General features: G+C 59.4%; 22 protein-coding genes and 2 pseudogenes. 7 read left to right on the forward strand and 17 right to left on the reverse strand.

What is annotated here, in order from left to right; all coding sequences use genetic code 11:
* A partial coding sequence (locus HV711_RS34025) for an IS3 family transposase (protein ID WP_175145578.1) occupies positions 1 to 78 on the forward strand: 78 nt, incomplete at its 5' end.
* 98 nt (positions 79 to 176) lie between these two features.
* Positions 177 to 1,868 (forward strand): annotated as a pseudogene (locus HV711_RS31380) (AAA family ATPase); the annotation flags it as partial.
* 339 nt (positions 1,869 to 2,207) lie between these two features.
* Here the strand turns inward: HV711_RS31380 and HV711_RS31385 are convergent.
* The 5 genes from HV711_RS31385 to HV711_RS31405 all read right to left on the reverse strand — a co-directional run bounded on the left by HV711_RS31385 (position 2,208) and on the right by HV711_RS31405 (position 6,729).
* Positions 2,208 to 2,699 (reverse strand): hypothetical protein, encoded by a 492-nt coding sequence (locus HV711_RS31385; RefSeq protein ID WP_027693485.1) that lies wholly within the window; start codon positions 2,697 to 2,699, stop codon positions 2,208 to 2,210.
* 16 nt (positions 2,700 to 2,715) lie between these two features.
* Positions 2,716 to 2,991: a hypothetical protein gene (locus HV711_RS31390; RefSeq protein WP_035478460.1), complete on the reverse strand. Its 276-nt coding sequence runs from the start codon at positions 2,989 to 2,991 to the stop codon at positions 2,716 to 2,718.
* An 84-nt stretch (positions 2,992 to 3,075) separates the two neighbouring features.
* On the reverse strand, positions 3,076 to 3,993 hold the full coding sequence (locus tag HV711_RS31395; RefSeq protein WP_175145564.1) for a hypothetical protein: 918 nt from the start codon (positions 3,991 to 3,993) through the stop codon (positions 3,076 to 3,078).
* On the reverse strand, positions 3,974 to 5,824 hold the full coding sequence (locus HV711_RS31400; RefSeq protein ID WP_082201407.1) for a type IV secretory system conjugative DNA transfer family protein: 1,851 nt from the start codon (positions 5,822 to 5,824) through the stop codon (positions 3,974 to 3,976). The genes HV711_RS31395 and HV711_RS31400 overlap by 20 nt, the downstream gene beginning before the upstream one ends.
* Positions 5,825 to 5,874: 50 nt before the next feature.
* Positions 5,875 to 6,729: a hypothetical protein gene (locus tag HV711_RS31405; protein WP_175145566.1), complete on the reverse strand. Its 855-nt coding sequence runs from the start codon at positions 6,727 to 6,729 to the stop codon at positions 5,875 to 5,877.
* 101 nt (positions 6,730 to 6,830) lie between these two features.
* Between HV711_RS31405 and HV711_RS31410 the strand changes: the two genes are divergently transcribed.
* From HV711_RS31410 to HV711_RS31425, 4 genes are all read left to right on the forward strand, one after another.
* Complete coding sequence (locus tag HV711_RS31410; protein ID WP_035478451.1) at positions 6,831 to 9,155, forward strand: AAA family ATPase; 2,325 nt, start codon at positions 6,831 to 6,833, stop codon at positions 9,153 to 9,155.
* Complete coding sequence (locus HV711_RS31415) at positions 9,152 to 9,418, forward strand: hypothetical protein (RefSeq protein WP_175145568.1); 267 nt, start codon at positions 9,152 to 9,154, stop codon at positions 9,416 to 9,418. Before HV711_RS31410 ends, HV711_RS31415 begins: the two co-directional genes overlap by 4 nt.
* Positions 9,419 to 9,609: 191 nt before the next feature.
* A complete protein-coding gene (locus tag HV711_RS31420) occupies positions 9,610 to 9,855 on the forward strand; it encodes a DUF3717 domain-containing protein (RefSeq protein WP_035478447.1) in 246 nt (81 codons plus the stop codon).
* Positions 9,856 to 9,897: 42 nt separating this feature from the next.
* The gene (locus HV711_RS31425; protein WP_082201406.1) at positions 9,898 to 10,113 is read left to right on the forward strand and encodes a hypothetical protein; all 216 of its coding nucleotides are present in this window, start codon (positions 9,898 to 9,900) and stop codon (positions 10,111 to 10,113) included.
* 447 nt (positions 10,114 to 10,560) lie between these two features.
* Here the strand turns inward: HV711_RS31425 and HV711_RS31430 are convergent, their stop codons facing one another.
* The 5 genes from HV711_RS31430 to HV711_RS31450 all read right to left on the reverse strand — a co-directional run bounded on the left by HV711_RS31430 (position 10,561) and on the right by HV711_RS31450 (position 16,053).
* Positions 10,561 to 10,986, reverse strand: coding sequence for a hypothetical protein (locus HV711_RS31430; RefSeq protein ID WP_175145570.1), 426 nt, complete (start codon positions 10,984 to 10,986; stop codon positions 10,561 to 10,563).
* Positions 10,987 to 11,638: 652 nt separating this feature from the next.
* Positions 11,639 to 12,784, reverse strand: a complete 1,146-nt coding sequence (locus HV711_RS31435; protein ID WP_254604945.1) for a replication protein RepA — start codon at positions 12,782 to 12,784, stop codon at positions 11,639 to 11,641.
* 286 nt (positions 12,785 to 13,070) lie between these two features.
* Positions 13,071 to 14,666: a zinc ribbon domain-containing protein gene (locus tag HV711_RS31440; protein ID WP_175145572.1), complete on the reverse strand. Its 1,596-nt coding sequence runs from the start codon at positions 14,664 to 14,666 to the stop codon at positions 13,071 to 13,073.
* A 138-nt stretch (positions 14,667 to 14,804) separates the two neighbouring features.
* Positions 14,805 to 15,116: a hypothetical protein gene (locus HV711_RS31445; RefSeq protein WP_035478440.1), complete on the reverse strand. Its 312-nt coding sequence runs from the start codon at positions 15,114 to 15,116 to the stop codon at positions 14,805 to 14,807.
* Positions 15,117 to 15,168: 52 nt separating this feature from the next.
* On the reverse strand, positions 15,169 to 16,053 hold the full coding sequence (locus HV711_RS31450) for a hypothetical protein (protein ID WP_035478438.1): 885 nt from the start codon (positions 16,051 to 16,053) through the stop codon (positions 15,169 to 15,171).
* A 341-nt stretch (positions 16,054 to 16,394) separates the two neighbouring features.
* Here HV711_RS31450 and HV711_RS31455 point away from each other — a divergent pair.
* A pseudogene (locus HV711_RS31455) lies at positions 16,395 to 17,429 on the forward strand (IS630 family transposase).
* On the opposite strand, the gene HV711_RS31460 reads toward HV711_RS31455, so the two are convergent.
* From HV711_RS31460 to HV711_RS33305, 7 genes are all read right to left on the reverse strand, one after another.
* Entirely contained in the window at positions 17,411 to 17,827 is a 417-nt protein-coding gene (locus HV711_RS31460; RefSeq protein WP_035478435.1) for a hypothetical protein, read from the reverse strand. The pseudogene HV711_RS31455 and the gene HV711_RS31460 overlap by 19 nt on opposite strands.
* 155 nt (positions 17,828 to 17,982) lie before the next feature.
* Positions 17,983 to 18,819 (reverse strand): hypothetical protein, encoded by an 837-nt coding sequence (locus HV711_RS31465; protein WP_175145575.1) that lies wholly within the window; start codon positions 18,817 to 18,819, stop codon positions 17,983 to 17,985.
* A 212-nt stretch (positions 18,820 to 19,031) separates the two neighbouring features.
* Positions 19,032 to 19,559: a hypothetical protein gene (locus HV711_RS31470; RefSeq protein ID WP_051223973.1), complete on the reverse strand. Its 528-nt coding sequence runs from the start codon at positions 19,557 to 19,559 to the stop codon at positions 19,032 to 19,034.
* A 178-nt stretch (positions 19,560 to 19,737) separates the two neighbouring features.
* A complete protein-coding gene (locus tag HV711_RS31475) occupies positions 19,738 to 20,406 on the reverse strand; it encodes a hypothetical protein (protein WP_035478432.1) in 669 nt (222 codons plus the stop codon).
* 133 nt (positions 20,407 to 20,539) lie between these two features.
* Positions 20,540 to 21,001 (reverse strand): hypothetical protein, encoded by a 462-nt coding sequence (locus HV711_RS31480; RefSeq protein WP_035478431.1) that lies wholly within the window; start codon positions 20,999 to 21,001, stop codon positions 20,540 to 20,542.
* 122 nt (positions 21,002 to 21,123) lie between these two features.
* The gene (locus HV711_RS31485; protein WP_208459265.1) at positions 21,124 to 21,501 is read right to left on the reverse strand and encodes a hypothetical protein; all 378 of its coding nucleotides are present in this window, start codon (positions 21,499 to 21,501) and stop codon (positions 21,124 to 21,126) included.
* Between the two features lie 22 nt (positions 21,502 to 21,523).
* Positions 21,524 to 21,739 (reverse strand): hypothetical protein (locus HV711_RS33305; RefSeq protein ID WP_217468973.1); only part of this gene is annotated, 216 nt, incomplete at its 5' end.

Raw genomic sequence — 21,739 nt, forward strand, 5'->3', positions numbered from 1 at the left:
TACAACCACGATCGAATCAAGCTAAGATTACGAGGACTCACACCAGTCCAATACAGAATGAAATATAAGCAGCACTAACGTCAACGTGTCCAACATTCCGGGGTCGGTTCACCAAATAGGTGGACACCTATGCTCCTCGCTCAGAGCGTCAGTTGGTAGACGTCGATAATGGATCGCTTACCCTTGTGTGGCGCGACAAGGCGGGGCAAGACCACAACTTGTTCCGGCTCAAAAACGGCGAGATCCAGAACTTGGACGATGCCGAGACCGGACCGGTCAGCTTCGACATTGATTGCTTCGGCCAGGGTGAAGCAGCCAAGATCAGCGTGCAGGCGCAGAACAATCCATTGGCATTGCTGCACTACCTGGATCGCTTCGTCGACGGCGCGCAAGCGCTGGCGGAAGAGCAGGCCGCCCGGGACGAACTACTCAAGTTACAGAGCGAAATCGAAGCTGCAGAGCAGAAAGTCCAGCTTATCCCGCAGCATCAACGGCTGCTCGCGACGACCAAGCAGCAACTTGCTGCGCTACAGAAACCCGATGTGAAGGAACTGATCGCGTTGCAGCGTCAGCTGGCGACCGAGAAGGAGGTGCGCACCCAGATTGTCGACATTTTGGCGCAGGCCAAGCGAGAGTCGGCCTCCCTACCTTCGCGTGAAGCGGCCAAGGAGATTCGGGATCTCGCCGATCCCAAACAGCTCGCAGTCGGTGGGGTCGAGTTCAAGACAATCGTGTCCGGGGCGGCAATGCTCGAAGCCACAGTGTCCACAGCTGAATCGAATATCAAGGCCGGCCTCTCGACCTTCGAAGCGGTGGTGACGGCTCAGATGGCCGAATGGAAGATAAAGGAGACGGAGGCGCAGAAGAAAATTGACGCGAAGAGGCGAGAACTCGAGGCACTGAAAGTCTCCTTCGACATGTCCTACATCGCCAAATTAGCCAAGGACGAAGCAACCCATCAGCAGAATGTGAAAAACCTCAACGCCTGGGTGCCTCATCTTGCAAACCTGCGCAAGCAACGTGCTGACGCGCTGTTGGAGCGCTGGCGCGCTCGAGAGAGAGTTGCCACACTGCGGACTGCCTTCGGCCGGGTGGCATCAAGCACGTTGCGCGAAGCGCTTTCGGACCTCAATGTGAGCCTAAAGTACGCCGAGAGCGCATATTCGCCAGAGGCGGTGGACCTCATCGTTGAAGCGATGGGATGGCGAACGAACCAACAACAGCGTGCAACATGGCTAGTGAAGGAGCTCACCGTACCGGTGCTTCTCGCGGCCGTCGCAAAGCAGGACGTCAAACCTATCCTCGGCATCAAGACACCGGAGGGAGTAGACGTCTTCAAGCGCGATGAAGCGAAGATGATCATCGAGCGCCTGGCGGTTCCGGTGGTCCAGTACGCATTGGAGCGCGTAGCACTTCACGATCTGCCGCGTTTGCAGGTCACGAAACGGATTGTCGACGGCGAGGGCAACGCGCGGTACCTGAAAAAGGACTTCTCGAAGCTGTCGTTGGGACAGCAGCAATCGGTGCTACTGGCGTTAATGCTCTCCGCCGACAGTGACCGCCCTCTCATCATCGATCAACCGGAGGACAACCTGGATGGAGAATTCATCTACTCGACGCTCGTTCCGGTACTGCGTAGGGCGAAGGAGAGGCGCCAAGTGATCATCGTCACCCACAACGCCAACGTGGCGGTCCTGGGCGACGCCGAACAGATTGTCGTGATGAAGGCTGCCAACGACAAAGGTGAGATAGTCGCCCGCGGATCAATCGACCATCCTAAGACGCGGGATGCGGCGTGCGCCATTCTCGAAGGAGCCAAGGAAGCGTTTCTTCGGCGCGCCAAGATGTATTCCGTTACGTTTCGCTGACTGGATCGTCTGGAGGCGGTCAACCCCACGCATCGTCATCGTTATCCGTTCGGTCGCAGCCATCCATGCCTCCGGCGCCGCCAAGGTGGCGGCCGGAAAGTATACGCTGCGGGAAAACGGACATTTGAACTTAGCCTCTACACCCACTGACTTCGATAACTTTTATTATGACAAATTGCATCAGGATTCCTAATCACATGGTCGCGGAGCATGATCACTGTGCACCAGATATTTAACGTGCCGCGGTGGAACATCAGCTTGCGAACTTCCGGCTCGTTTTTTTCGGGCCGACGCGCAAGAAGAACGCCCCGGCAGCAATGCTGCACAGGGCGTATTGGGTTAGCGAAGCGTTATATGTGGGGGTAAGCCCACGGTGCCGTTGGCAATGAGGAGGCTCATGCCGTCGGATGCTGCACGTTTCATTACGCGCTCGAAAGCTACAAACGCATCATAGAGGCGCCGGTGCTCCGGTGTCTTCGTCCTGCTGCTCTCCTTCACAAAATCAAGTCGAGCATCGAAACTGCCATAGATCCAGTCATCGTTGCACGGAAGCAATGCAACGTGATCCGCCACGAAATGGGTTACATCGCCAGGCATCTCGCCTTTGATCATGGGCGAACGCACGCTCAGGATCATTCCGGAGTGTGCACGCAGCAACGCGGGATCAAGACGGGATGTTCCGTAACAGACCATTACGAATCGTTTGTCCTGCACCTCGACGTCCTGCACATAAAGGCAGTAGTGAGGATGGGGACCGGGTCGATCAGAGGCGTTATCGTACGGGAAAAGACACTTCAGCACCTGGCCTCGCACAAATTGCGAGGTAGGCATGAGGTTCTCCGGGATGCTATTTCTGGTGGGGCTTTTTGACGGGACGGCGATGGCCAGTCACAGCATGCTCGTCGACAGAGAGATCTGCCTGGAGCTTCTTCTGCATGGCCTCGAGCGCCTCGAGCGGCACAGACGTGTCCATGCTGACTGTGACGCCCGAGGGAGTCACTGCCTTGAGCACTTCACGTCCATTGGGGGCGATGAATTTCTTCATGATCCAATCGTACACCTGTTTTAGCAGCTGGTTCAACCCAGCGGCAAAACTTAAAAGCTGCTGCATCACGATCTCCATTTCCCATGCCGGGCGTAGTCAAAGTGATGGAGATGCGTGGCGAAAAATAAGTGGCAGCGCGGCCTCTGTAGGCGCGCTGCAGGCTCAGAAAAGCCTCGTCCACCAGATTTTCGAGCGGGAGCTGTCGACGCGGTGTTTCGCGGCCCACTCTTCCTGCTCGAGCTCCGGATTGCGCAGCGTCACATAAAGGCTGTCGCCCTTGCGGGAAAAGAGATACGCGTCGGTCATCTCATTGATGACATTGAGGATCCTCTCGTGCTCCGCTTCAGTCCGCATGTCGAGCTCTTCGCCAATATCGGCGATCAGGGTTTTGATGTGGATCCCCGGCTGCAGCCACATGTTACGTGCCGCGAGCATACCAATATCGCTGCCCGCGAAGGCCGCGGCGTTGACCACGCGCGGCGGCACCGGCAATGAGCTGATGAACGGAAAGGGCTCAGCAAATATATCGTACCGGCGCCAGAACTCGTACTGGAAACGCAGCAGCACAACGTCTGTGCGAATTGTCGGTGAAATCGCCATCGCCGCTTCCGGGAAGCTGAAGTGATCGGGTGATTCGCAAAAGAAAAATTCGATCGCCTGCGCGCGCGACTCGGCCGTCGCGTTAGTGCCAAAGAGCGCGACGGCAAAGCCGTAGATGAGCTTGAAAGCGTCTCGCTCGGCACCTTCCTCGAAGTCCTCGGGCGTGATGTAGTCGAGCCGCTCGGCTACTCGTCGTCGCTTTCCGATGTGTCCAGCGTCTTGAAGAGTGCCTGGCGGGGCATCAGCAAATTTCGGATCAAGACGAGGTGGTGGCGCATGATCCCTTTCAAGAATGCCCAGATCCAGAGGATCATCCCCTTCAAGATCACCCGAATCGCGGGACTGACGAAGGCGGTCAAGAAATGCGAGACGACGTGCCGTATCGGTGGTATCAAAACCATCAATATCCCAACGATCACCGCTATCGTCCAGACTTTCCCCATGTGCATCGAATACTCCCTCAGGCTGTGGCGTGGCCATTGCCGTCTCCGCTATTGCTATGTGTGGTCGAGAGGAAGCGATCCAGCTTGTCCGGATCGCTGTAGTTGAAACCTTCCCGTTTATAGAAACGTGGTTTGTTGATCCGGATCGGACCAATCTTCTGCTTCATTTCGGGTGTGATGCTCACGAGCGGAATGCGCAAGTTGTAGACGTGCTTGCCCTCGTACAGCATCACGCCCTCGCCCTTGTCGAGTGCCTTGAGCTGGTCAGGCGTCACGCGATGCACTTCCTCTTCGCGCTCGGCGTAGCTCTCGCCGCTGGAATCGCCCGTGGTCGCGCCAGGCGCAGCGCGCAACGCGTCCTGCGACTTCGAGGCGCTGTCCGACGCGGTCATCGATCGCCTGACAGTGAGGTGCTTGCCGATGAGGTCCGCTGCCGACTCGGCAGTCGCCTGCGAGCCGATACGGAAGAACAGTTTGGTAGTAGTGTTGCCGGTGACCATTTCAGCGAAATCTTCGCTGATGGCCTTAAAATTCGACTCTGTTTGTACTGCCGGGCAAAGAAAGATTCCTGCGGATCGTGCCTGCTCAAAAATCCGGGCCCACGATTCGTTAACGTACGAGCCCGCTTCATCGAAGAAGCACATGTACGGGATTTTCGGCCTGTCTGCGCGGTTCGCCTGCAGCCACGACACTGCGGTACGAAAATCGCCCAGCACCATCTTGCCGAAGTTCGATGCGGCGACGTCCTTGCCCATCGTAGGCAGTGCAACGTAGACAATCTTGTTGCCCTTGATGGCTTCGTAGAGGCGCACGTCCGGCTTGTAGGTGTTCATCACCTCGCCGAACTGGTTGGTGCCGAATGTGAACAGGCGCCCGACCATGCCACCCAGCACATCCTTCATCTTCTTCACGTCGATCTGGCCGCGAAGCGGGTTCTTCGGATCGTTCGACGGGTGCCGGTAGTTGTCGAGGAAGAGGCGCAGGTTACGGGCCTCATCCGAGCGCGGGAACCGGTTGACGAGAGTCGCCTGCAGCTCTTCGAGCGCACGTGCGTTGTTCAGCAGAACAGCCAGGTCGTAGAAGTTGTACGCAAGGCCCGTCTTCTGACAGGCACTGATGATGGTGACAAGGGCCTGGTTGGACGACTGCTTGTAGTAGTCAGCGCCGGCGCTGGATTCGGTGGACGGGATCAGCGATAGCAGGCGCGCGGCGACTTCATCCGGATCCCCCTCGAGGATCGGGTTGTAGGTGTTCGAAAGTGCAGGGTTGCCCGGGTTAAGAACGAAGAATTCGTGTGCGCGCCCGGCCCACTTGCAAAACTGGTACAACGTGAGGATGTTGTCCTCGTCGAGCTTGCCGTCGACGAAGAGCACCCCTCCTCCGCGCTGGATCTGCTGGAACATCATCAGCGAGCCGGCGACGGTTTTGCCGACGCCAGACTGGCCAACGATCCAGACGTGGCGAAAGAGGTTGTCGTCGTCGATGATGATGGGTTCGCCAGTGTCGGTGGCGTAGCCAACCATCAGCCCGCTTGTGCCGTGCACGGGAGCGGGCGACGAGCGAACGTCGATCGAGCTGTTCAGGTGGAAGTGTCGCTTCCATGGGTTCAGGATGCGGCGCGCGAGGTGCGTGGAGCCGGCCAGCGCCGCACCGAACGGCACGAGGGCGGGAACGTTGCCAGCAAAAAACGGTGACGACAGCGTGGCGCCCAGGCCCAGCGACAGTGCACTCGCGGTGTCGACAGGCCCGCCTAGCCCGAGGTCGAAGGCCTTCCGGTAGATAAGGCGGATGTCGAAAGGCTCTACCTCATGAGAGGAGCGTTTCTTGACCTGTCGGGTGGTGCGGGTGGTGACTGGCCTGAAGTGCATTTCGTTCCAGGATAAAAAAGCCCGTGCGACGAAGTCACACGGGCTGGGGGTCAGAAGTGGGCCGAACGCGTGCTGCTGCGTTCGATCTCTTCGATGCGTTGGTTAGCTTTTTCCTGAAACTCCGCGATAGCCAATGGGTGCTGGAGAATTGAGGAAACCATCTCCCTGGCACGGCGGATGTTTTCCGGGTCGTCAACGACTGCGAGTCCCTTTACCTTGTTGTCCAGGATGGCGCGTTCATTGGCGGGAATGGGTCCGACCGCCGAGCTGCCACCGGTAGTGCACCCGGCTTCCGCTGACGGCGTGACCTTCGCCTGAACTGAAATGGCTGTTTGCTGCGCAAAAGCAGTAATGCCCCCGACATTGAATCCGATCTTCGACAAGCAGACCGCGAACGCCTGCAGCTCCGTCCGGGCGGGGGCATCAGGATCTGTCATCGGACCCGCGTTCGTCGAGGAGACGAACATGGCATGAGCGCGCGCAGTGAATTCCACCTTCTCTTGCGGGTGGTCGCTACGTCGATGCCAGAAGCGGATCCGGGCCGTATGCATGAGCTCACGACCAACCACTTGCCCTGCAGCCACAATGGGCGCACCTTCGCGCAACACATCCTCCTCGAGGTCATATCCCCAACCGATACCGATCGGGCCGAATACCGCGCTCGCGAGGTACGCCAACTGCCGCAAGGCTGCCGCAATACCGCCTGAATCTGCTTGCGAGGCGGCATCCGCGTGTGGAACTGTTGCCTTGCTCGCGCGGGTCCACATGGAAAGGTTCGTTTCCTGTGCCCCGCCACTGCCCTGCTCCGCGGAAGTACAGGCTGGATTCATCTTTCCTCCCCATTTCGTCAGTAAAAAGTAAGGCTTCCCCAATGGGTTGACCTGGCGACGGAAATGTGTGGGCAAAAAATAAATCTCGATCTCTCCTGAAGGTATTATTAACCACAAGCTGGTTTTAAATTTATTCTGTTGTTCGCCCCGTTCTTTCCCGCGCCGCAAGCTCAGCCATGGATGAAATCGTCGGTCGGCTCTCCACCCTCACCGTCTACAACGGCAAGTGGGCACGCGCGAGTGTCCGTATCGCCGATGGCTCGTTCCTGATTTGTGTCGGCGAGACCCTGCTGGGTCTGCGTGAGGGCAACGATTACCGGCTGGCCGGATGGGTGCGCGAGCATGCCCGGTACGGGCGGCAGCTCGAGGTTCGCGCGGCGGTCCTGGAGGTGCCTCAGGACGAAGGAGCATTGCGCCGGCATCTGCGAAGAAACTTTGCCGGCTGTGGCGAGAGGACTGCGGCGAAGCTGGTTGCGTGGGCATGCGCGCTGCCCGGCGGGCTGGATGCGCTGCGCGAGCAGCTGGTATCGAATCCTCATGCGATCGACTTCAGCGTCGTGACAAAGCGTCCGGTGCGCATGTCGCACGACGAGGGTCCGGAAGTTGCGATTTACCGGAACCTCTCGTTGCGCCTCGGTACCAGCGGCGTGCGCGATCATCTCCTGCGACGTCTTGCGGGCTGGGTATTCGAGCGAGTCGGCACGCAGGCGGACCCGGTGGTAGCTGCCTGGGAACGCATTTCCAGAAATCCGTACGAGGCCGTCCGCACACTTGACGGTTATGGGTTTACCTCGGCAGACGCGATCGGCCACCATCTGTCATTTCCGTCCGACCACGTCTTCCGTCTGGCGGCCCTCGCAACTCACGCGGTGCGTGAAGGCTGTGAACGCGCCGGCCACACCTTCCTGACGGCTGACGAAGTCGTCCGCCGCATCGCGAAACACGATGCGACGGTGGCGTTTGATGTTGCGCTACGCGCCGCAGTCGAGCTGGGCGAGCCGATCGCGGTGACTGAAGGCCGCTATTACCCGCTCTGGCTTTACAACTGTGAACTGGCGCTCGCGGAGCATCTTGGCCGGCGCCTCGCGGTAGCGTCGGCGCCCATCATCGAGACCCCACGGGAGAAACTGGAGCTTGAAGTGCGCATGGCCGAGTGGAGCATGGGTGAATCGTTCAGACTCGACGACAGCCAGCGCGAGGCAATGATCGGCATGCTGACGTCGACGTGCACCGTGCACACACTTACAGGCGGTCCCGGGTGCGGAAAGACGGCGATGATCGAAGTGTTGGTCCAGGTCGTGTGTTCCCTCGCCGGGGGGCGGCGGATTGTGTTCTGTGCCCCGACGGGCAAGGCAGCAAAAGTATTAGGCGCCCGGGTGCAGCGTCTGGGAATGTCGTCGGCCACGGTACATGCGACGCTCGGGGTGGACGCCGACGGCTTCTCTCACAATGAGAAGAACCCGCTGCCTGCGGATGTCGTGATCGCGGACGAGACGTCCATGAATGACCTCGCTCTGACGCGTGCGCTCTTCGATGCGCTGCCCGCCGGGTCGCACATAGTCCTGTTGGGCGACACGGACCAGTTGGCATCGGTTGGTCCGGGACAAATGCTTGTAGACCTGCTCGAGCTGGATGCGGATCACCAGCAACTTTCGACGACCCATCGCAACGATGGCGGAATTCTCGAAGTCGTGCGCCAGGCGCGGGCTGGCAAATGCGATTGCGTGGACCGCCCGGATGTAAGGTTTTCGCATCAACTGCCGGCGACCGACATCGCCGGCGTGGGCAAGGTGATAGGCGCGTATCTGCGCGCGGTCAGGCGCAGCGGCATCGAGAACGTAGGCTTGTTGATGGGCGCGCGGCGCGGCGACGTGATGGTGCCGGGGTGGAACGTGACCTATCTGAACGAGGCGCTGCGCGAGCAACTGAATGCGCAGGGCCGGCGCGTCCCCGGTACCGGCCTGAGGCTAGGCGATCGCCTGATGATCAGGCAGAACCTGCGTCTTGAGCAGGGAGAAGAAGCGAATGGCCAGATGCGCTATGAGCAGGTGGTGAATGGCGACACAGGCACGCTGGCCGGGTGTCATCTGGACGCTGCGGGCCATTCGGTGTCGTACCTGGTGGTTACGCTCGATGACGGGCGCGAGATCCGCTATCCCGGCACAAACCTTGATGCGCTAGTTCTCGCTTACGCCCTGACGGTGCATGCGGCGCAGGGCTCGGAGTACCGCGAGGTCATCTTCATCTGCACGGACGGTCACGCGGACTTCATGCATCGCGGGATCGTGTATACGGCGTTTTCGCGGGCTCGAAAGCGGCTGCTGGTGGTGGCAGACGACGAAGTGTTGCGTCGAAGTTGTGCACGCCCTATTCCACCGCGCAACTCACGGCTTGTGCAGCGTGCATGTGCGGCTGGCGCGGGGCGGCGACAGGCTCGCGACACCGGTTTGCGAGGCGGGTCGCCAGTTCAATGTGAAACCCCTTTATGGGAGTCTAGATGAAAGCTGTGGTAACGCGCTGGCGTCGATCGCGCGCCGGGCAGTGGACGATGGTCGCGGTGATCGCGTATGTGCTGTTTCTCTGGTACGAGGATCTGCGCAGCGAGGCGACACAGGGATGGATCGCAGCGCACGGAACAGATGGCACCTGGGCAACGGTATTCCTGGTGGGGCTTGCCCTCGGAATCGTGGTCGGCGCGACCTGCGGGCCGCTCCTGCTCGAGCCCGTAGCGCGAAGGAAGGGCCAGTCGGCGCAGTCCCGATAGACCTTGTCGGGGAGCGCGTCCGTTGAATCAACAACCGACGGGCATCCGTTCGGTAGCAGGAAATGAAGTTCGAACCGGTGGCGAGGGTTTAATCGCCAACATTTTTTAATCTCGGCGCCCGTGCGTCATATGTGGCCGTACGGCAAGACCGATATGAAAAACCACGTGCTGTCACTCCTTCGAGGTCCGACATGCATACGCAAGACACGGCAGTCGTCGATGAAGATGGATTCGGTGTTGATGAAGTGTGCGCAGCGATAGCGTACTGGATGGAACTTGAACCGTGCACGGATGGCTTTTCGCTCAGCCAGACGGTTAGCCGTCTGGCTGACGTCTATGGCGACATGATCGCGCGCAAAGTGGCTTTCGTCGCGAAGCAGCGGGTTCCCGAAGAAACGCAGAGGTATCTTCGGCAAGCTATGGCCAAGGCCCGTTAAGCCAGCGGCGCCACGGAAAATTGGTGACGGCAAAGGCGACCGATGAAACCACCCTGGAGCCTGGTTAAATTGCGCGTTAGCAGCTGGGACGGTGACATGCCGGTCGCGGGCGACGAGCTGGTTACGCGCACGGGCCGTCGTTACCAGATTCTGGAAGTGAAGCCGAAAGCGTTGATCTGTTTTGTGTTACCGCGCGATGCGCCCATCGAAGGTCACGTGTTCTGGTGGTACTGGGATAGACGGGATGCAACACGATAAACACGCATAACGGGAACAGCTAAACATGACGTACAAACGGTCCTTAACAGGCTCTGGCGACCATCGGGTCAAACGCGCTGGCGGCCTGTCCTTGTATGACATACTTGAGCAGCAACTGGCTCTTTTTCCGGATCTGTTTCGAAGCTATGAGAAGGCGGCAGAGGCGGCAATTGACAAGGTCCGCGCGGGTGGATCGCCGCGGCCGCAGTCCGAGTGAAACCGGTCATGAGGGAATAGCTGGACCTCAGCCCTCTGGATATCAAGGCCCGCTCCTGGGTAGGGTCAAGAATGCAAAAGCCCGCAAATTGCCGGAATGGCATTGCGGGCTTTTTTGCGCGTTTGAAACGGTTGAGACGTCAATCTCGACTGAAGGGTGGTGAATGAAAAAATCGCCCACCAGACGATAACTCCTCTGGTGGGCGGTCGGGGTGGCGGTCCAGAGCCCGCTTACGTCCCCTTGACGAAGGTCGTAACGGCTTCGCGCGGGTAAAACGTGGCTTTCCAAGCATCGCCCTGCCGATTGCTGCGATCGATCAGCACGAACTGGATATTGCTGTCGAGACGCTCGGGCAGCAGATCGTCGAGCCTGCTGTCAGCGCGCACCTGCAACTCCAGCTCTCCGCGGTACATGATGGCGACGTAGGCCTTGCCCACTTTACCCTCCTCGCGCACCGTGGCAAGGAAGGTCCCGTAGGCTTCCGCAGCCTGCTGACCGATGAAGAGCGCGTGCCCCGCTTCGCGCACACGCAACAGTGCCGCTTCCATCTGCGCCGCCGCCGATTCGAAGGTAGCTCCAGCCGGCGTCTGCCTCGCGGCCGTATGAGCGGCAGAGTTGCCGATGAAAGATTCAACAAGGTCGATCAGGTTCTGCATGACGATTTCTCCGATGAAATTCCGCTCGATGGCGTAGTGCCACGAGATGTCGTCGTGAAAAGAATGCAAGCTGGCGGACGTGCTGCAACGGCACACCAGGAGCGCCGGGGCGTTCGCGGCCGCTTGACTTCGTCTGGTGGGTAAGCACAGGTTTCGTTGCGCGATGGCCGCGTGGGTTGTCTGAAAAAATATCTCTATGTCGTCGTAGAGCGGCTGGAGGCGGTGGGCAACGCGTCGCGTTGTCCACGGTCGAGGGTCGCCATCTACCTGTAAAAAGAACTACCTGCAAAAGCTACCTGCAAAAGCTACCTGCAACTACTTGCAGGGACACCGCCCCCCTCCAGACTCCTTGTCCAGCAAGGGATTTGAGCGATTACACGTGGCGAAAATTTGAGCGGATACACGCACGGATTTGAGCGGATACACGCGGTGATTTGAGTGGATACACGTGGACAACCCAGACCAATCAGCCGCATTCGCTTGCCTGGCAAGGCGTTGGAGCTATTTGAGCGGATACACGTGGACAAGTCTGGTTATCCACAAGGTTATGCAGGCTTGACAGGGCGGGTAACGCCGCGGCGTGCGGTACGCGAAAGCCTGGCGAAAAAAAACCGGCCAGAGGCCGGTCAGGGTGCCGACACGGACCAGGTGTCTAGCGGGGAGCGATGTGGAGCGGACAGGGGGTAAGCCGCAAATGTTCGGTGGTAACCGTAACGTGACCGTCAGCTTCGCGGTAGAACGTGAGAACCTCTCTCAAGCGTTTTTTGAAATTGGCCTTGAAGTCATACACGCCTCGCTGCGTGTCCGGGTAGCCGGCGCCAAACTGCTGCTTCAGGGCAATCCAAGGAATCAGGGCTTCGCTGCGCCCGGAGACGCGGAGGATATACATGCGGTAGGTGACCCATGCGTAGATATCCATGGCGAACGGAGACTTCGTGAGCGCGTGGCACACCTCCATCTTGATGGGGACCGGGGCGCTCAGGATCTCGTCGAAAAAGCGTTGTGAGAGTTCGAGTGTGCTTTCCCAGATGGTTTTCTGGTCCACGGACTTCGGATGCCAGAAGACGTTGGACTGATCCGAGATCATGAGGCGTTTCGACGAGTCGACATGGTCGTCGACGTATTCGATGGAAATGACGGCTTTGAAGAGACGCATGCTCTGGTCGCGGAATCGCTTGATGTCGCGACCGTTGCTGTGAAGCCCAACCTTTTCGAGAAACTCCGCCTGGCTGTGCCCGAGCGATAAGGTCCGCTCCTTCGTGTAGACCGCTTCGGTGCAGATCCAGGCCAGTATCATGCGCGGCACAGAGCCGTACGGGATGCCGTAGCGTTTGCTCGTGGGACTCACAGTGAGGGTCAGTTTCCCTGTGTCGCGACTATAGATGTGTCCGAGCGGTAGTTTTGGATCCGAGTGCGGTAGCGTAGCCTGTGCCAGTGTTCGGGCCAGATAGCCTGTGGCGCCGGCGACGCCCGCTTCTTCCTCCTCGATCATCAACGCTTCCTCGATCAGCATCCGCTGGCGCTTGGTCAGCGCACCAGGATCTGACTTCTGGAGACTCGCCGTGCGCCGAACCTTGTCGGCGGGCGCTCGCTCGGGAGCAGGCGCCGGATCGTCGAAAAGTTCGGTGCCCTTTGGCGGAAGAGCGATGCTCCCGGCAGGTGATGACTTCAATGCGGGACGTGTCGCACGGACACGCGCCATGTTGGCTGCGGTCTGCGCGGCGTCCGCCGGCGGTATCCCAAGGCTGACCAGTTCTGACCGGTACGCTGATTCGTCGAAAAGGTGGTCGTCAGCCATGGCTGGGTCACCCGTTTGCCAGTCGCGCAGGAGCGCGCGCCGCGCGCCTGCGGGCAGCATCTGCGTCCCGCTCGGTCAGGTTGGACCTGGACTCGGTCCAGGGTGCCAGAAGGCTGTTTGGGCAGCGCGATGGTGAGTGGATTCCTGGCATGGTCCCGTTGTGGCTTGTGCTGGCTTGCCGTGCCCCCGACATTGGCTTGGCATTGCCGCGAATACACGCGCAGCACGACTGTCAAAAATTCGTGACAATCTTACATATCCAGTCATAATCTGCAAAGGATTATTTTTACTTCTCTGCGGTTCTATTCTGATTCTGTATCGCACGAAGCAGGTTGGCGGCGTTATTGAAATCCTGGTCCCACTGTGCGGCACAGCCTGAGCATGTGACGATCAACGGGCTGCCCACCGCATTGCGGGTGCCACAGATGTGGCACTCCTGGCTCAGGTAGGGAATTGACAGCCGGTGGACGGTGAAACGACCAGCACGCTCGCTTTCGGAAAGAAACGCGCGAAGCGTGGACAATGCGGCACGCTGTCGGTGTCCCCTCCTTTGCTCGACAATCCAGCTGTCGTCGTTCTTCTGGCGGTTGGCCAGGATCGCCAGATCGAGCTGCTCGATGGTGATGTCGTGCACGCGTCGGCCGAGGCTGGCCACGAAGTTGCGATAGATGGCCGTCCGGCGTGCGAGCAGGTGCTTCCTGAGGTTAACGGCCTCGTCAAATTTTCGCCGGTGGCCGTGGTACCAGGCATGGAGGTGCGGCGGAAGCGGCGCTTCGCGGGCCCACTGTTCCCCGAGCGCACGCAGGCCGAGCGCGGTGCCGGGGCGGGCGGCGATCCGCTCGACGCTGTGGCGCAACTTCGCGGGGGCCTGTTCGAGTTCGGGAAGTATCAGAGGCATGTCCACCGCGGCGGCTCGGCGCACGCTCGCCTCGAGGTCTTCCATGTAGTCGAACCTGAGCATCCATTCCGCTGGCAGCTCGAGGACTTCCTCGCTGCCATCGGAAAATCGAACGGCGGCCACCCGCAGGCCTGTTTCCGTGATGCGCCACCCCATGTTAATCGCCGCCGTGAGCTCGCCCTGTTTCGGGTGTAGCGGAACTGCCATGTCGACGACCAGGTGTATCTCGTATTTGAGAGAGGCACCCACTCGCGTGGTGACCAGACGCGCGAGCTTGATCATCGCGTCGGGTGGCAACTGGCGGTGCATGACCATCGGGAAACTTGCCAGGACCTTGTCCTCACGCTTTTTACCCAGTGTGGCGATCGTGAAGCGCAGGGTGCGCTTGCGCCCATCCCCTTCGATAGCGAGATTTGGGCACCGCCCCGTCAGGTGCCTAACGGGGACCGGCGACGGAAAGGGAATCGCCAGTACGCCAGTTTCGAGGTCCATGCGCCGCCGCAGCTTGCCGCCGCGGCGCAGAGCTTGCTGCCGGGCGCGGATGGTCTCCTGCATAAGGACGTTCCGATTGGGCCACCAGAGAAAGCTCGCGCCTGTGATCTGGTTAGCCTCCCTCAGAAATTGGGCATTGGCCGCGTGGGTCAGATCACGAACTTCGTCCTTCAGGGGTTTGAGAACCTGCGTGATGGCCGCGTACCGTTGCTGGACAGCGCGCTTTAGCACAAACTCGATATCCGGTGCAGGCACTCCGCCGGCGCCGGGATTGCGGCGGTGGTCGGCAAGCGCCTGTCTCGCTTCCTCATACTGCCGCTGGGCGGCGCCGACGTCTGGGTGCTGGATACCGAGTGTCACCATGAAGGCGCTATGGCTCGCCTCATGGAGCTCGACGAGACGGTTCCAGACCCGTGCGCGCTCTGCCAGATGGGTTGCAACGAGATCGGGTTTGTCGGGCGGCAGGAGCCCGTACACGTAGGTCTTCATCATGAATCGATTGTCGCCGGTAACTGGAGCATCGAATTATTCTTGTGCGCAGAACGGAAAACGCCCCTGCACTCTGTTCGGAGTGGCAGGGGCATAGTGAGAAAAGGACGCAGGGTCCTGGATGGTTCGACCCTCGACCACTCAGAAGCAGAGGCTGGTCAATGCACGAGCGAAGAAGTGAGAGACGAAGCTGTCGTCGCCCATGTTCCGATACACACGGAAAAGGACTTCCCACTCGCCAAAGCGAGCGTTGAATACAACGCTGTCCGCCACCACGCGAACACACTTTCCTGAGATTTCACGGTGTTCGGGAAAGACGTCCGCGATCTCCGGACGCATAACGGCCGTTCGGTAAAAGCGTGCTTTTCCGAAATCGACCTGTTCGGCGGTCGGCCCACGTAGTTCGTTGGTATCCGGCAACGGGTCGAAGACGAGGGAATCAGTACTGGACATGTGAAGCTCCTTGATCACAGAAGAGATTGATACGAAAGACCAGTGGTGCCGGTCATCCCTTCATGGAGGTATTCAGGTCAATGCTCCTTACGACGCCTGCGTACCGAAGTGCCCTGCTCCACCAGCGTTCTGCCCGCGAGTTGGCTGGGTGGAGGCTGATCTCGCGATAGCTGCCGTCGACGACATCCTGTTCGCCGTGCGCCGTGATCCAGCGAGGCACACCGTGTGACTCGCTCGGCTCTGCACCTCGATAGTCCCGAGTCAGAAGCTGAACGAGATCGCGGAACGTCATGGGTTCATTCTCCCAATCGTATCCACGCTCAGCGAAATCGCCTTGTTCCGCACTTTCATCGGTCACGACCCCATAGGTCTGGTTGAAACGCATGGGATCGAGTGCCGTGGCAGGCGGAGTGTTGGTGCCCGGTGCTGCGCCTGAAGTACCTCCCGCACCAGACGCGTGGGGATCATCAGAGAACAACTCGATACCTGCCATGGCATTGCGAGCCCAGATACCGTCACCGGTTTTGCTGTCGTAGTGGCTTGCAAGGCAGGTGAAGCCGTCCTTTGCAAGCGAGGCTTCACTGCTGGCGATGAGCACCTCGCGATGGCCACCGGGACGATTAAGGCGGTCGTGCTTGTAATAACCGTCCATGGCCTCAGCAACCGATGCGGCAACCACGAGGAGGGAGAACTTTGACCAGTCAGGCTGCCAGTGACGGCAAGGATGATAGCTACCATCACTGGTACGTTGCACCATGATCAGTTCGCCGGGAGAACGGCATTCCGACCAGGTCTCGTCATTCGCATGAAAGCGAAGGCGGTCGTCAGCGTCCGACGTGATTCGCTCGATGACGACGTTGAAACGGGGGCTGCTGAAGCAGAGAGTATCGCCTTCACGAACGTTGGCGGCGGTGATGGTGAGAACTGGATGAGCCATTTGCAATCTCCGGGAAAAGGCGCTGGGTTCGCGGTGTCGCAACGCGCCTGAGTGTGAAAAAACGTGGTTCCAGAGATGTGCTGTCAAAAACAACACGGCGGCTGACATGCTCGAAAAGTGAAAAACCCCACAGTGGTGGCTGTGGGGTCTGGATGGTTGGAGCCGACCGATGATGTCAACTCAAGCTGGACCGGCCTGCGCGGTCTCGAGTAAAGGAAACGCCGTCACGAAGGACTCAATCCGCTTCATGGCGTCGGCACCGAGTGCAGATTTACTCATAAGTCAGAAATTTTGCGGACAAATGGTCTATGCTTGAGCGAGTGTGAATGACAGGGGCGCTCATGAAACGGGACGGTCGGAGCCTGGCTCACAACACGCTTGAAGAGATGCGCATCCTGGCGGTTCAACGCATGGCCGAGGGAGCGCATCCTAATGATGTTGCGGCATCGTTTGGGATGCATCGCTCGTGGGCGTACAAGGTCCGGGCTCAGGCGCGCGGTCGCGGATGTGGCGTTCGGGCACTGCGCTCCAGCAAAGGCACGGGCCGCCCCCGCAAGCTCACGCGTGCGCAGGAACAGCAGGTGCTGCGCTGGATTAATGGCAAGAATCCAATGCAGTATGGATTTGACTTCGGGCTGTGGACGCGCAACCTGGTTCGGGAGCTGGTGCAACGGGAGTTCGATGTCACGCTGAGCCTGGCGTCGATAGGTACGATGCTGGCGCGCTTGAACCTGACACCGCAAAAGCCGTTGCAGCGCGCTTACCAGCGCAACCCGGAAGCAATCGAGCGCTGGCAGCACGACACATATCCAGCCATTGCCAGGCAGGCCCGCAAGGAAAACGCCGACATCTTCTTCTGGGACGAATCGGGCTTCCGGGCTGATTCGGTGCATGGCAGGACCTGGGCGCCGTGAGGTGAAACGCCCGTTGTCGAGCGTCCGGGCCAGCGGCAAAGTATGAGCGCGGCGTCTGCCGTCAACTCGAAGGGCGCCTTCTGGTTTGCCACGTACGAAGGTGGGCTCAGCGGTGAGTTGTTCGTGACACTGCTCAAGAAGTTGATGTTCAATCGCCGCAAGGCGGTTCATCTGGTCGTCGACGGATTGCCTGCGCATAAGAAAGCCATGGTCAAGGAATACGTCGCCAACACCCAGGGAAAATTGACTTTGCACTTTCTGCCCGGTTACGCGCCGGACCTCAATCCGGATGAGTTGGTGTGGAGCCACGTCAAGCGCACCGGCGTCGCACGACGCCCTCTGCAAAAGGGCGAAAAGCTGGGACCACGGATTCACGAACAGCTCGCACACATTGGACGAAACCCGAAGCTCGTGCGCTCGTTCTTCAAGCATCCATCTGTCTCCTATATTTCTGACCTATGAGTAAGCCACTGTTCTGCCTGAAACAGGCCGTACTGAACACAAGCGAGGTTCCGATCCCGTAAAGTCTCACCGACGAAATACGGTGTGATGGCGGCATCGGTGTCGCCGGTGTCGTAGTCAACGAGTTCGAGGTACCCGCCATCGGCAACGAGCGCGCCGAGGGACTCAACAGCTGCGTCGATCTCATCGATGCGATATCCGCCACCGGTGCACCAGAAGTCGATCGACAGGTGAAGGGTTTGCGCGTCAGTGCGATCGATTGCGCCTTCCAGAACCTCCTTCTCATAGGTCTTTCCGCGACAGTCGAGCAAGGGGCCAAGCGCGTGGGCGACAGCCTGGTCGTCCACGTTCGGGCGCAGCTCGAGGGTGCCGCGCAGACAGCATTGATGCGATGACATGGTGTTTCTCCTGTGTAAGCCTCGTTCGAGGCAGTTGACCTTGCCAAGGGAATGCGCGGCAGAAAAAAACCCTGCCAGGACACATTCGTCCAGACAGGGTCGGTGGGTTGGCATGAGACGGTGCATGTCATGCAGTTGCTGACCGTAACCAGCGGTCAAACGAGCGCGCTATTGGCCTGCGGAATACGGCGCACACTGGCCGGCTCGACGAGTGACGCGGGCGTTTCCGCGTCGTCCGCCAGCACAAACACTTCGATCTCACGTCCCGGATACGCCTCCTGGAAGAGTGCAGCGGCAAGCCACGTCAAACGACGCATGCAATAGTCGCTACCGCGGCGCGTGTCGCATTGGTGGAAGCCGATACGAAGAGCCTTGAGGAGTGTCGCCGACGCCTCGGCATCGTCGGAGGTAACTTCCACGGTTGAGGGGTCAAACGTACCAGGGAGCGCGGACGAGCTCGTTTCAGGGAGTTTCGCAACGACCGAGTTGCTCTGCGCGTCGATGACAGACTGGGTGCCGCTGTCGTATCGGAAGCGCAGGAGGAGCAGATCCCTGGCTGGAGAATCGACCCAGCCGGGCGCTCCGATGCCGGCGAGCGCTTTCGCATGTTGAGGCGGTGGGCTCCCGAAGCCAAACATATAGGCATGAATCTGCTGCCGGATCGCGCCCGGGCGCCGCCGGGTCGTGGCTTCGATCCAGTTGAGCGCGTCCTCGACAAGGCTCCCAGGGATGATGTCATGAGGGTTCATGAAATCACCCGCTGAGTACCGTCCTCGTGCATTATGTTGCGGACCATGGTCGCCGTCCTCATAGAAGAGTTCGGAGACGCAGTAAGGCACTGCGAGCCGGACCTCGAGGAACGCCGCGCCGATCTTCCCGTTGATGGTGGACGAACAGCCCTGGCGCTGCAGCATGTGGGTCCCGTCGACAAGACGGATACCTTTGCCACCACCGCCGATCAAACGGGTTGTAGAAAATGTGTTTTGAGTCATGGTCATTGCTCCGGAATCGGGTTGATGGGATGAGAAGGCCGGAGAGAGGCCTTCAGAACGTCGTTGCGGGTAGAGATGCCAGGGCGAAAAAAACGTCGGGTGCGTGGTGATAGAGACGACGCTTTATTTGCCGACAGCTGGCTCACGCAGTCGGTGCGCCCAAAAAAACAGACCCCTGACCCGGACTGGAATCCGGACAGGGGCTGGTTGGGTTACATCACGGCGATGGGCGCGATATGGAGGCCCGCGTCGTCGGCGATGAGTTTGCAGGCGCTGCTGTGTGAGCGGGCAACGCCGTCATCAACCAGTCGATAGATCTCGCTGGCGAGGTTCCTGAGGTAGAGCTGCTTCGGAATGGTGTGCATGCCGATCCCTTCTTCGTGCTGCAGGTGAAGTCGGAAACAGCGGTTTTCGGGGTCATCCTCGATGATGAGGAAGCCGTCGAGCTTTGCGGTCGTGATGCGGAACTGCAGGGCCGCCGGAAAAACAGTAAAGCAGTCGTCCTTCGGATCCCGGTACCGCAAGTAACCGGCATCGGCGCCGGCATCGAGCAGCATTTCCCAGATGGTCCGCTTGCCGGGTGCCGGGAGCAGTTCCACCTGTTCGATCATCTCGAGCAGACGACGCGAGGCGATGGTCTCACGGTCGATCGGCAGTTTCGAGACGGTGAACTGATTGGCGTCTTTGTTTGCCGTATGCGAAGGCGTGTTGGCGAGCGGCAGGTCTTGTGTGGATTTCATGGATCTCTCCGTAGTAAGCCTTTCCAGGCGGAATCAATGCGGGAAAGATGTAAGGCAGAAAATTAGTTGCAGGGCTGGCCAGCGTGGTCCTGACAAGGGATAGCCTGAAAAGGAAAACGCCCAGCAATCCGTGATGGATGGCCGGGCGCTGGTTGACGTAGCGCGACGTCGTTTGGGATCAGCGGGGCTGGTCCATCGTTTCGCCGGCGATGAAGGCGACATAGTGTGCCGCCTTCGCGTGCGACTTGAAGTTCGCCTGGAGCTTGCCATCAGCGTGAACGCTGTGGGTGTAGCCCTTCGCGCCCTTTGACTCACTGATTACCAGCGCCGGCAAGTGGTACTCGGGATGTCGGTAGAGGTCGCGACGGCTTCTCGCGTCGACGATGCGAACGATGCAGTGGTCCAGAATACCGGGACCGCCGCAGTCTGCGTCCGGGATGAGGAGTGGGATCTTCATTTTTCCGGTCGATCGCCCTACCCGTCCGACGACGTCGTTCTCTTCCATCCAGTCGCGGCCCGTCTTTGCGTCACCATAGAAGATCCGTATGCGATCACCACTCTTGCGACAGGTCTCCAGAACCGTCTCGACCTTGCGCGGTGTGTCAGGGTCGAACCACGTTCCGAGGTCACGGTTGCCGATGAGCGCGACAGCGGCCTGATATTGGTGATACTGCTGGGTGGTACCGATCGCGGCCGGATCAAGCGGGCCAATATCAATGCCATACTCGCCCAGCTTTTCCGCCAGGACGCGCAGTTGCTTGAGCACATAGTCGAAACCGGCACATGTGTAGCCGCCGGAGCACGGGATGACAAAAAGACGCTGTGCTTCGTTGATGGTGATGTCCATGGTAATACTCCTGAGTAAGCCCGGACGAGCGGGCGATTGTCTGAGCACAGGAGATGGCTGGGCGAAAAAAACCCGCGGCATCCGAAGACGCGCGGGTTGTGTGGGTTGGGTCGGCATGCAACCTGTTGCCTGGTTAATCTTCGAGGGGATATTGCTCGACAATGTCGATCACGCGGCGGAGATGTTCTTCGGTGATCGTGCCGTACGGGTCCGCCGGGCCGGCCGCCGCGAGATCGCTGACAGCATCAATGACATCGTCATTCGCACGGTCACTGAAGCCCTTTCGATCTGTCAGTGCATTTTCCAGGCGCTTTAACGCATCCCAATAAGCGATTTGCGCGAGTACAGCGGCGCGCAGCAGCTCGTGTCGCTCACCGAATGATCTTCCGCGCTTGAAGTCCCCCTTCGTGAATATCGCGAATTCAAATGCTCCAGGCTGACCGTGGATGGCCGCGCCCTTCACGGCGATCAGATCACCCTCGAAGCGCTGGCTAATCTGATCTTCCGTACCCACGATGACTTCGCGCATCACATATCCGAGCGCAGCTGCACGCGGCGCCTCCCCAAAACCGAATATCTGGATCTCTGCTTTCATGGTGTAAACCTCTCCGAACGAAGGAAACCCGCGCTACCGGGCGATTGACTGAGCAGAGAAAATGTCCGGGCGAAAAAAACCCGCTGCATCCGGAGATGAGCGGGTCGTGGGTTGCCGGTCTGTTACCGATCGGGTGCAGGAATCTCTGGCGGACATTGCGGCGGTGTGCTGTTGCACACACCAATCCAGCGTGTTCCGACCTGCCGGATCTGGTAGTTAGCAGGATCCTGCTTCAGACGGGAGATTTCGCGTTTGACATCACTCGCACGCGCATAGCCGTTCAAATCCGGCCCAAGTACGTTGAGTCCGGCATGCATCGCTGCGGTTGCGCTTCCGGTCGGGTCAAGATTTTCGCGGTGGATGTGGGTATGTTCACTGCGGACCGGTTCCCCGCGGGCGTTGTATAGCCGCAGCAACGTTCGGCCCGTGTTTTCCAGATCGCGACGCACGACGTATACGTACCCGCCACGGTTGGTCCGCATTTTCAAAAGCTCATTCATGATGGCGTCTATGGATCGTGACTCAGCTGTTGTCTTCGTCGACAGGGACATCGACCAGGTCGAGATTTTTTGAAGCACCAAGAATCGCCTCGACGGCAGTGAAGAATTCAGGATGAGCGGCAAGCGAGCGGCAATGTCCCAGGCGTAGTTGAAGGTTGAAGGCGGCGGTTCGCCAGTGGAATCCGAGAGAATCGGGTTTCCAGGACCAACCTCCCGAACAGGGAACCAAGGAGAACCG

Source organism: Paraburkholderia phenoliruptrix (genome assembly GCF_902859825.1).
Classification (GTDB): domain Bacteria; phylum Pseudomonadota; class Gammaproteobacteria; order Burkholderiales; family Burkholderiaceae; genus Paraburkholderia; species Paraburkholderia phenoliruptrix.

What these genes read in the sequence shown, in the direction of transcription:
- HV711_RS31460 (WP_035478435.1), bottom strand. Translation starts at nt 17,827, where the DNA reads ATGTCATCGCATCAATGCTGTCTGCGCGGCACCCTCGAGCTGCGCCCG.
- HV711_RS31485 (WP_208459265.1), bottom strand. Translation starts at nt 21,501, where the DNA reads ATGAATGAGCTTTTGAAAATGCGGACCAACCGTGGCGGGTACGTATAC.
- HV711_RS31480 (WP_035478431.1), bottom strand. Translation starts at nt 21,001, where the DNA reads ATGAAAGCAGAGATCCAGATATTCGGTTTTGGGGAGGCGCCGCGTGCA.
- HV711_RS31430 (WP_175145570.1), bottom strand. Translation starts at nt 10,986, where the DNA reads ATGCAGAACCTGATCGACCTTGTTGAATCTTTCATCGGCAACTCTGCC.
- HV711_RS31435 (WP_254604945.1), bottom strand. Translation starts at nt 12,784, where the DNA reads ATGGCTGACGACCACCTTTTCGACGAATCAGCGTACCGGTCAGAACTG.
- HV711_RS31475 (WP_035478432.1), bottom strand. Translation starts at nt 20,406, where the DNA reads ATGGACATCACCATCAACGAAGCACAGCGTCTTTTTGTCATCCCGTGC.
- HV711_RS31400 (WP_082201407.1), bottom strand. Translation starts at nt 5,824, where the DNA reads ATGCACTTCAGGCCAGTCACCACCCGCACCACCCGACAGGTCAAGAAA.
- HV711_RS31445 (WP_035478440.1), bottom strand. Translation starts at nt 15,116, where the DNA reads ATGTCCAGTACTGATTCCCTCGTCTTCGACCCGTTGCCGGATACCAAC.
- HV711_RS31450 (WP_035478438.1), bottom strand. Translation starts at nt 16,053, where the DNA reads ATGGCTCATCCAGTTCTCACCATCACCGCCGCCAACGTTCGTGAAGGC.
- HV711_RS31425 (WP_082201406.1), top strand. Translation starts at nt 9,898, where the DNA reads ATGAAACCACCCTGGAGCCTGGTTAAATTGCGCGTTAGCAGCTGGGAC.
- HV711_RS31395 (WP_175145564.1), bottom strand. Translation starts at nt 3,993, where the DNA reads ATGGCCACGCCACAGCCTGAGGGAGTATTCGATGCACATGGGGAAAGT.
- HV711_RS31390 (WP_035478460.1), bottom strand. Translation starts at nt 2,991, where the DNA reads ATGGAGATCGTGATGCAGCAGCTTTTAAGTTTTGCCGCTGGGTTGAAC.
- HV711_RS31385 (WP_027693485.1), bottom strand. Translation starts at nt 2,699, where the DNA reads ATGCCTACCTCGCAATTTGTGCGAGGCCAGGTGCTGAAGTGTCTTTTC.
- HV711_RS31470 (WP_051223973.1), bottom strand. Translation starts at nt 19,559, where the DNA reads ATGAAATCCACACAAGACCTGCCGCTCGCCAACACGCCTTCGCATACG.
- HV711_RS31415 (WP_175145568.1), top strand. Translation starts at nt 9,152, where the DNA reads ATGAAAGCTGTGGTAACGCGCTGGCGTCGATCGCGCGCCGGGCAGTGG.
- HV711_RS31410 (WP_035478451.1), top strand. Translation starts at nt 6,831, where the DNA reads ATGGATGAAATCGTCGGTCGGCTCTCCACCCTCACCGTCTACAACGGC.
- HV711_RS31420 (WP_035478447.1), top strand. Translation starts at nt 9,610, where the DNA reads ATGCATACGCAAGACACGGCAGTCGTCGATGAAGATGGATTCGGTGTT.
- HV711_RS31465 (WP_175145575.1), bottom strand. Translation starts at nt 18,819, where the DNA reads ATGACTCAAAACACATTTTCTACAACCCGTTTGATCGGCGGTGGTGGC.
- HV711_RS31440 (WP_175145572.1), bottom strand. Translation starts at nt 14,666, where the DNA reads ATGATGAAGACCTACGTGTACGGGCTCCTGCCGCCCGACAAACCCGAT.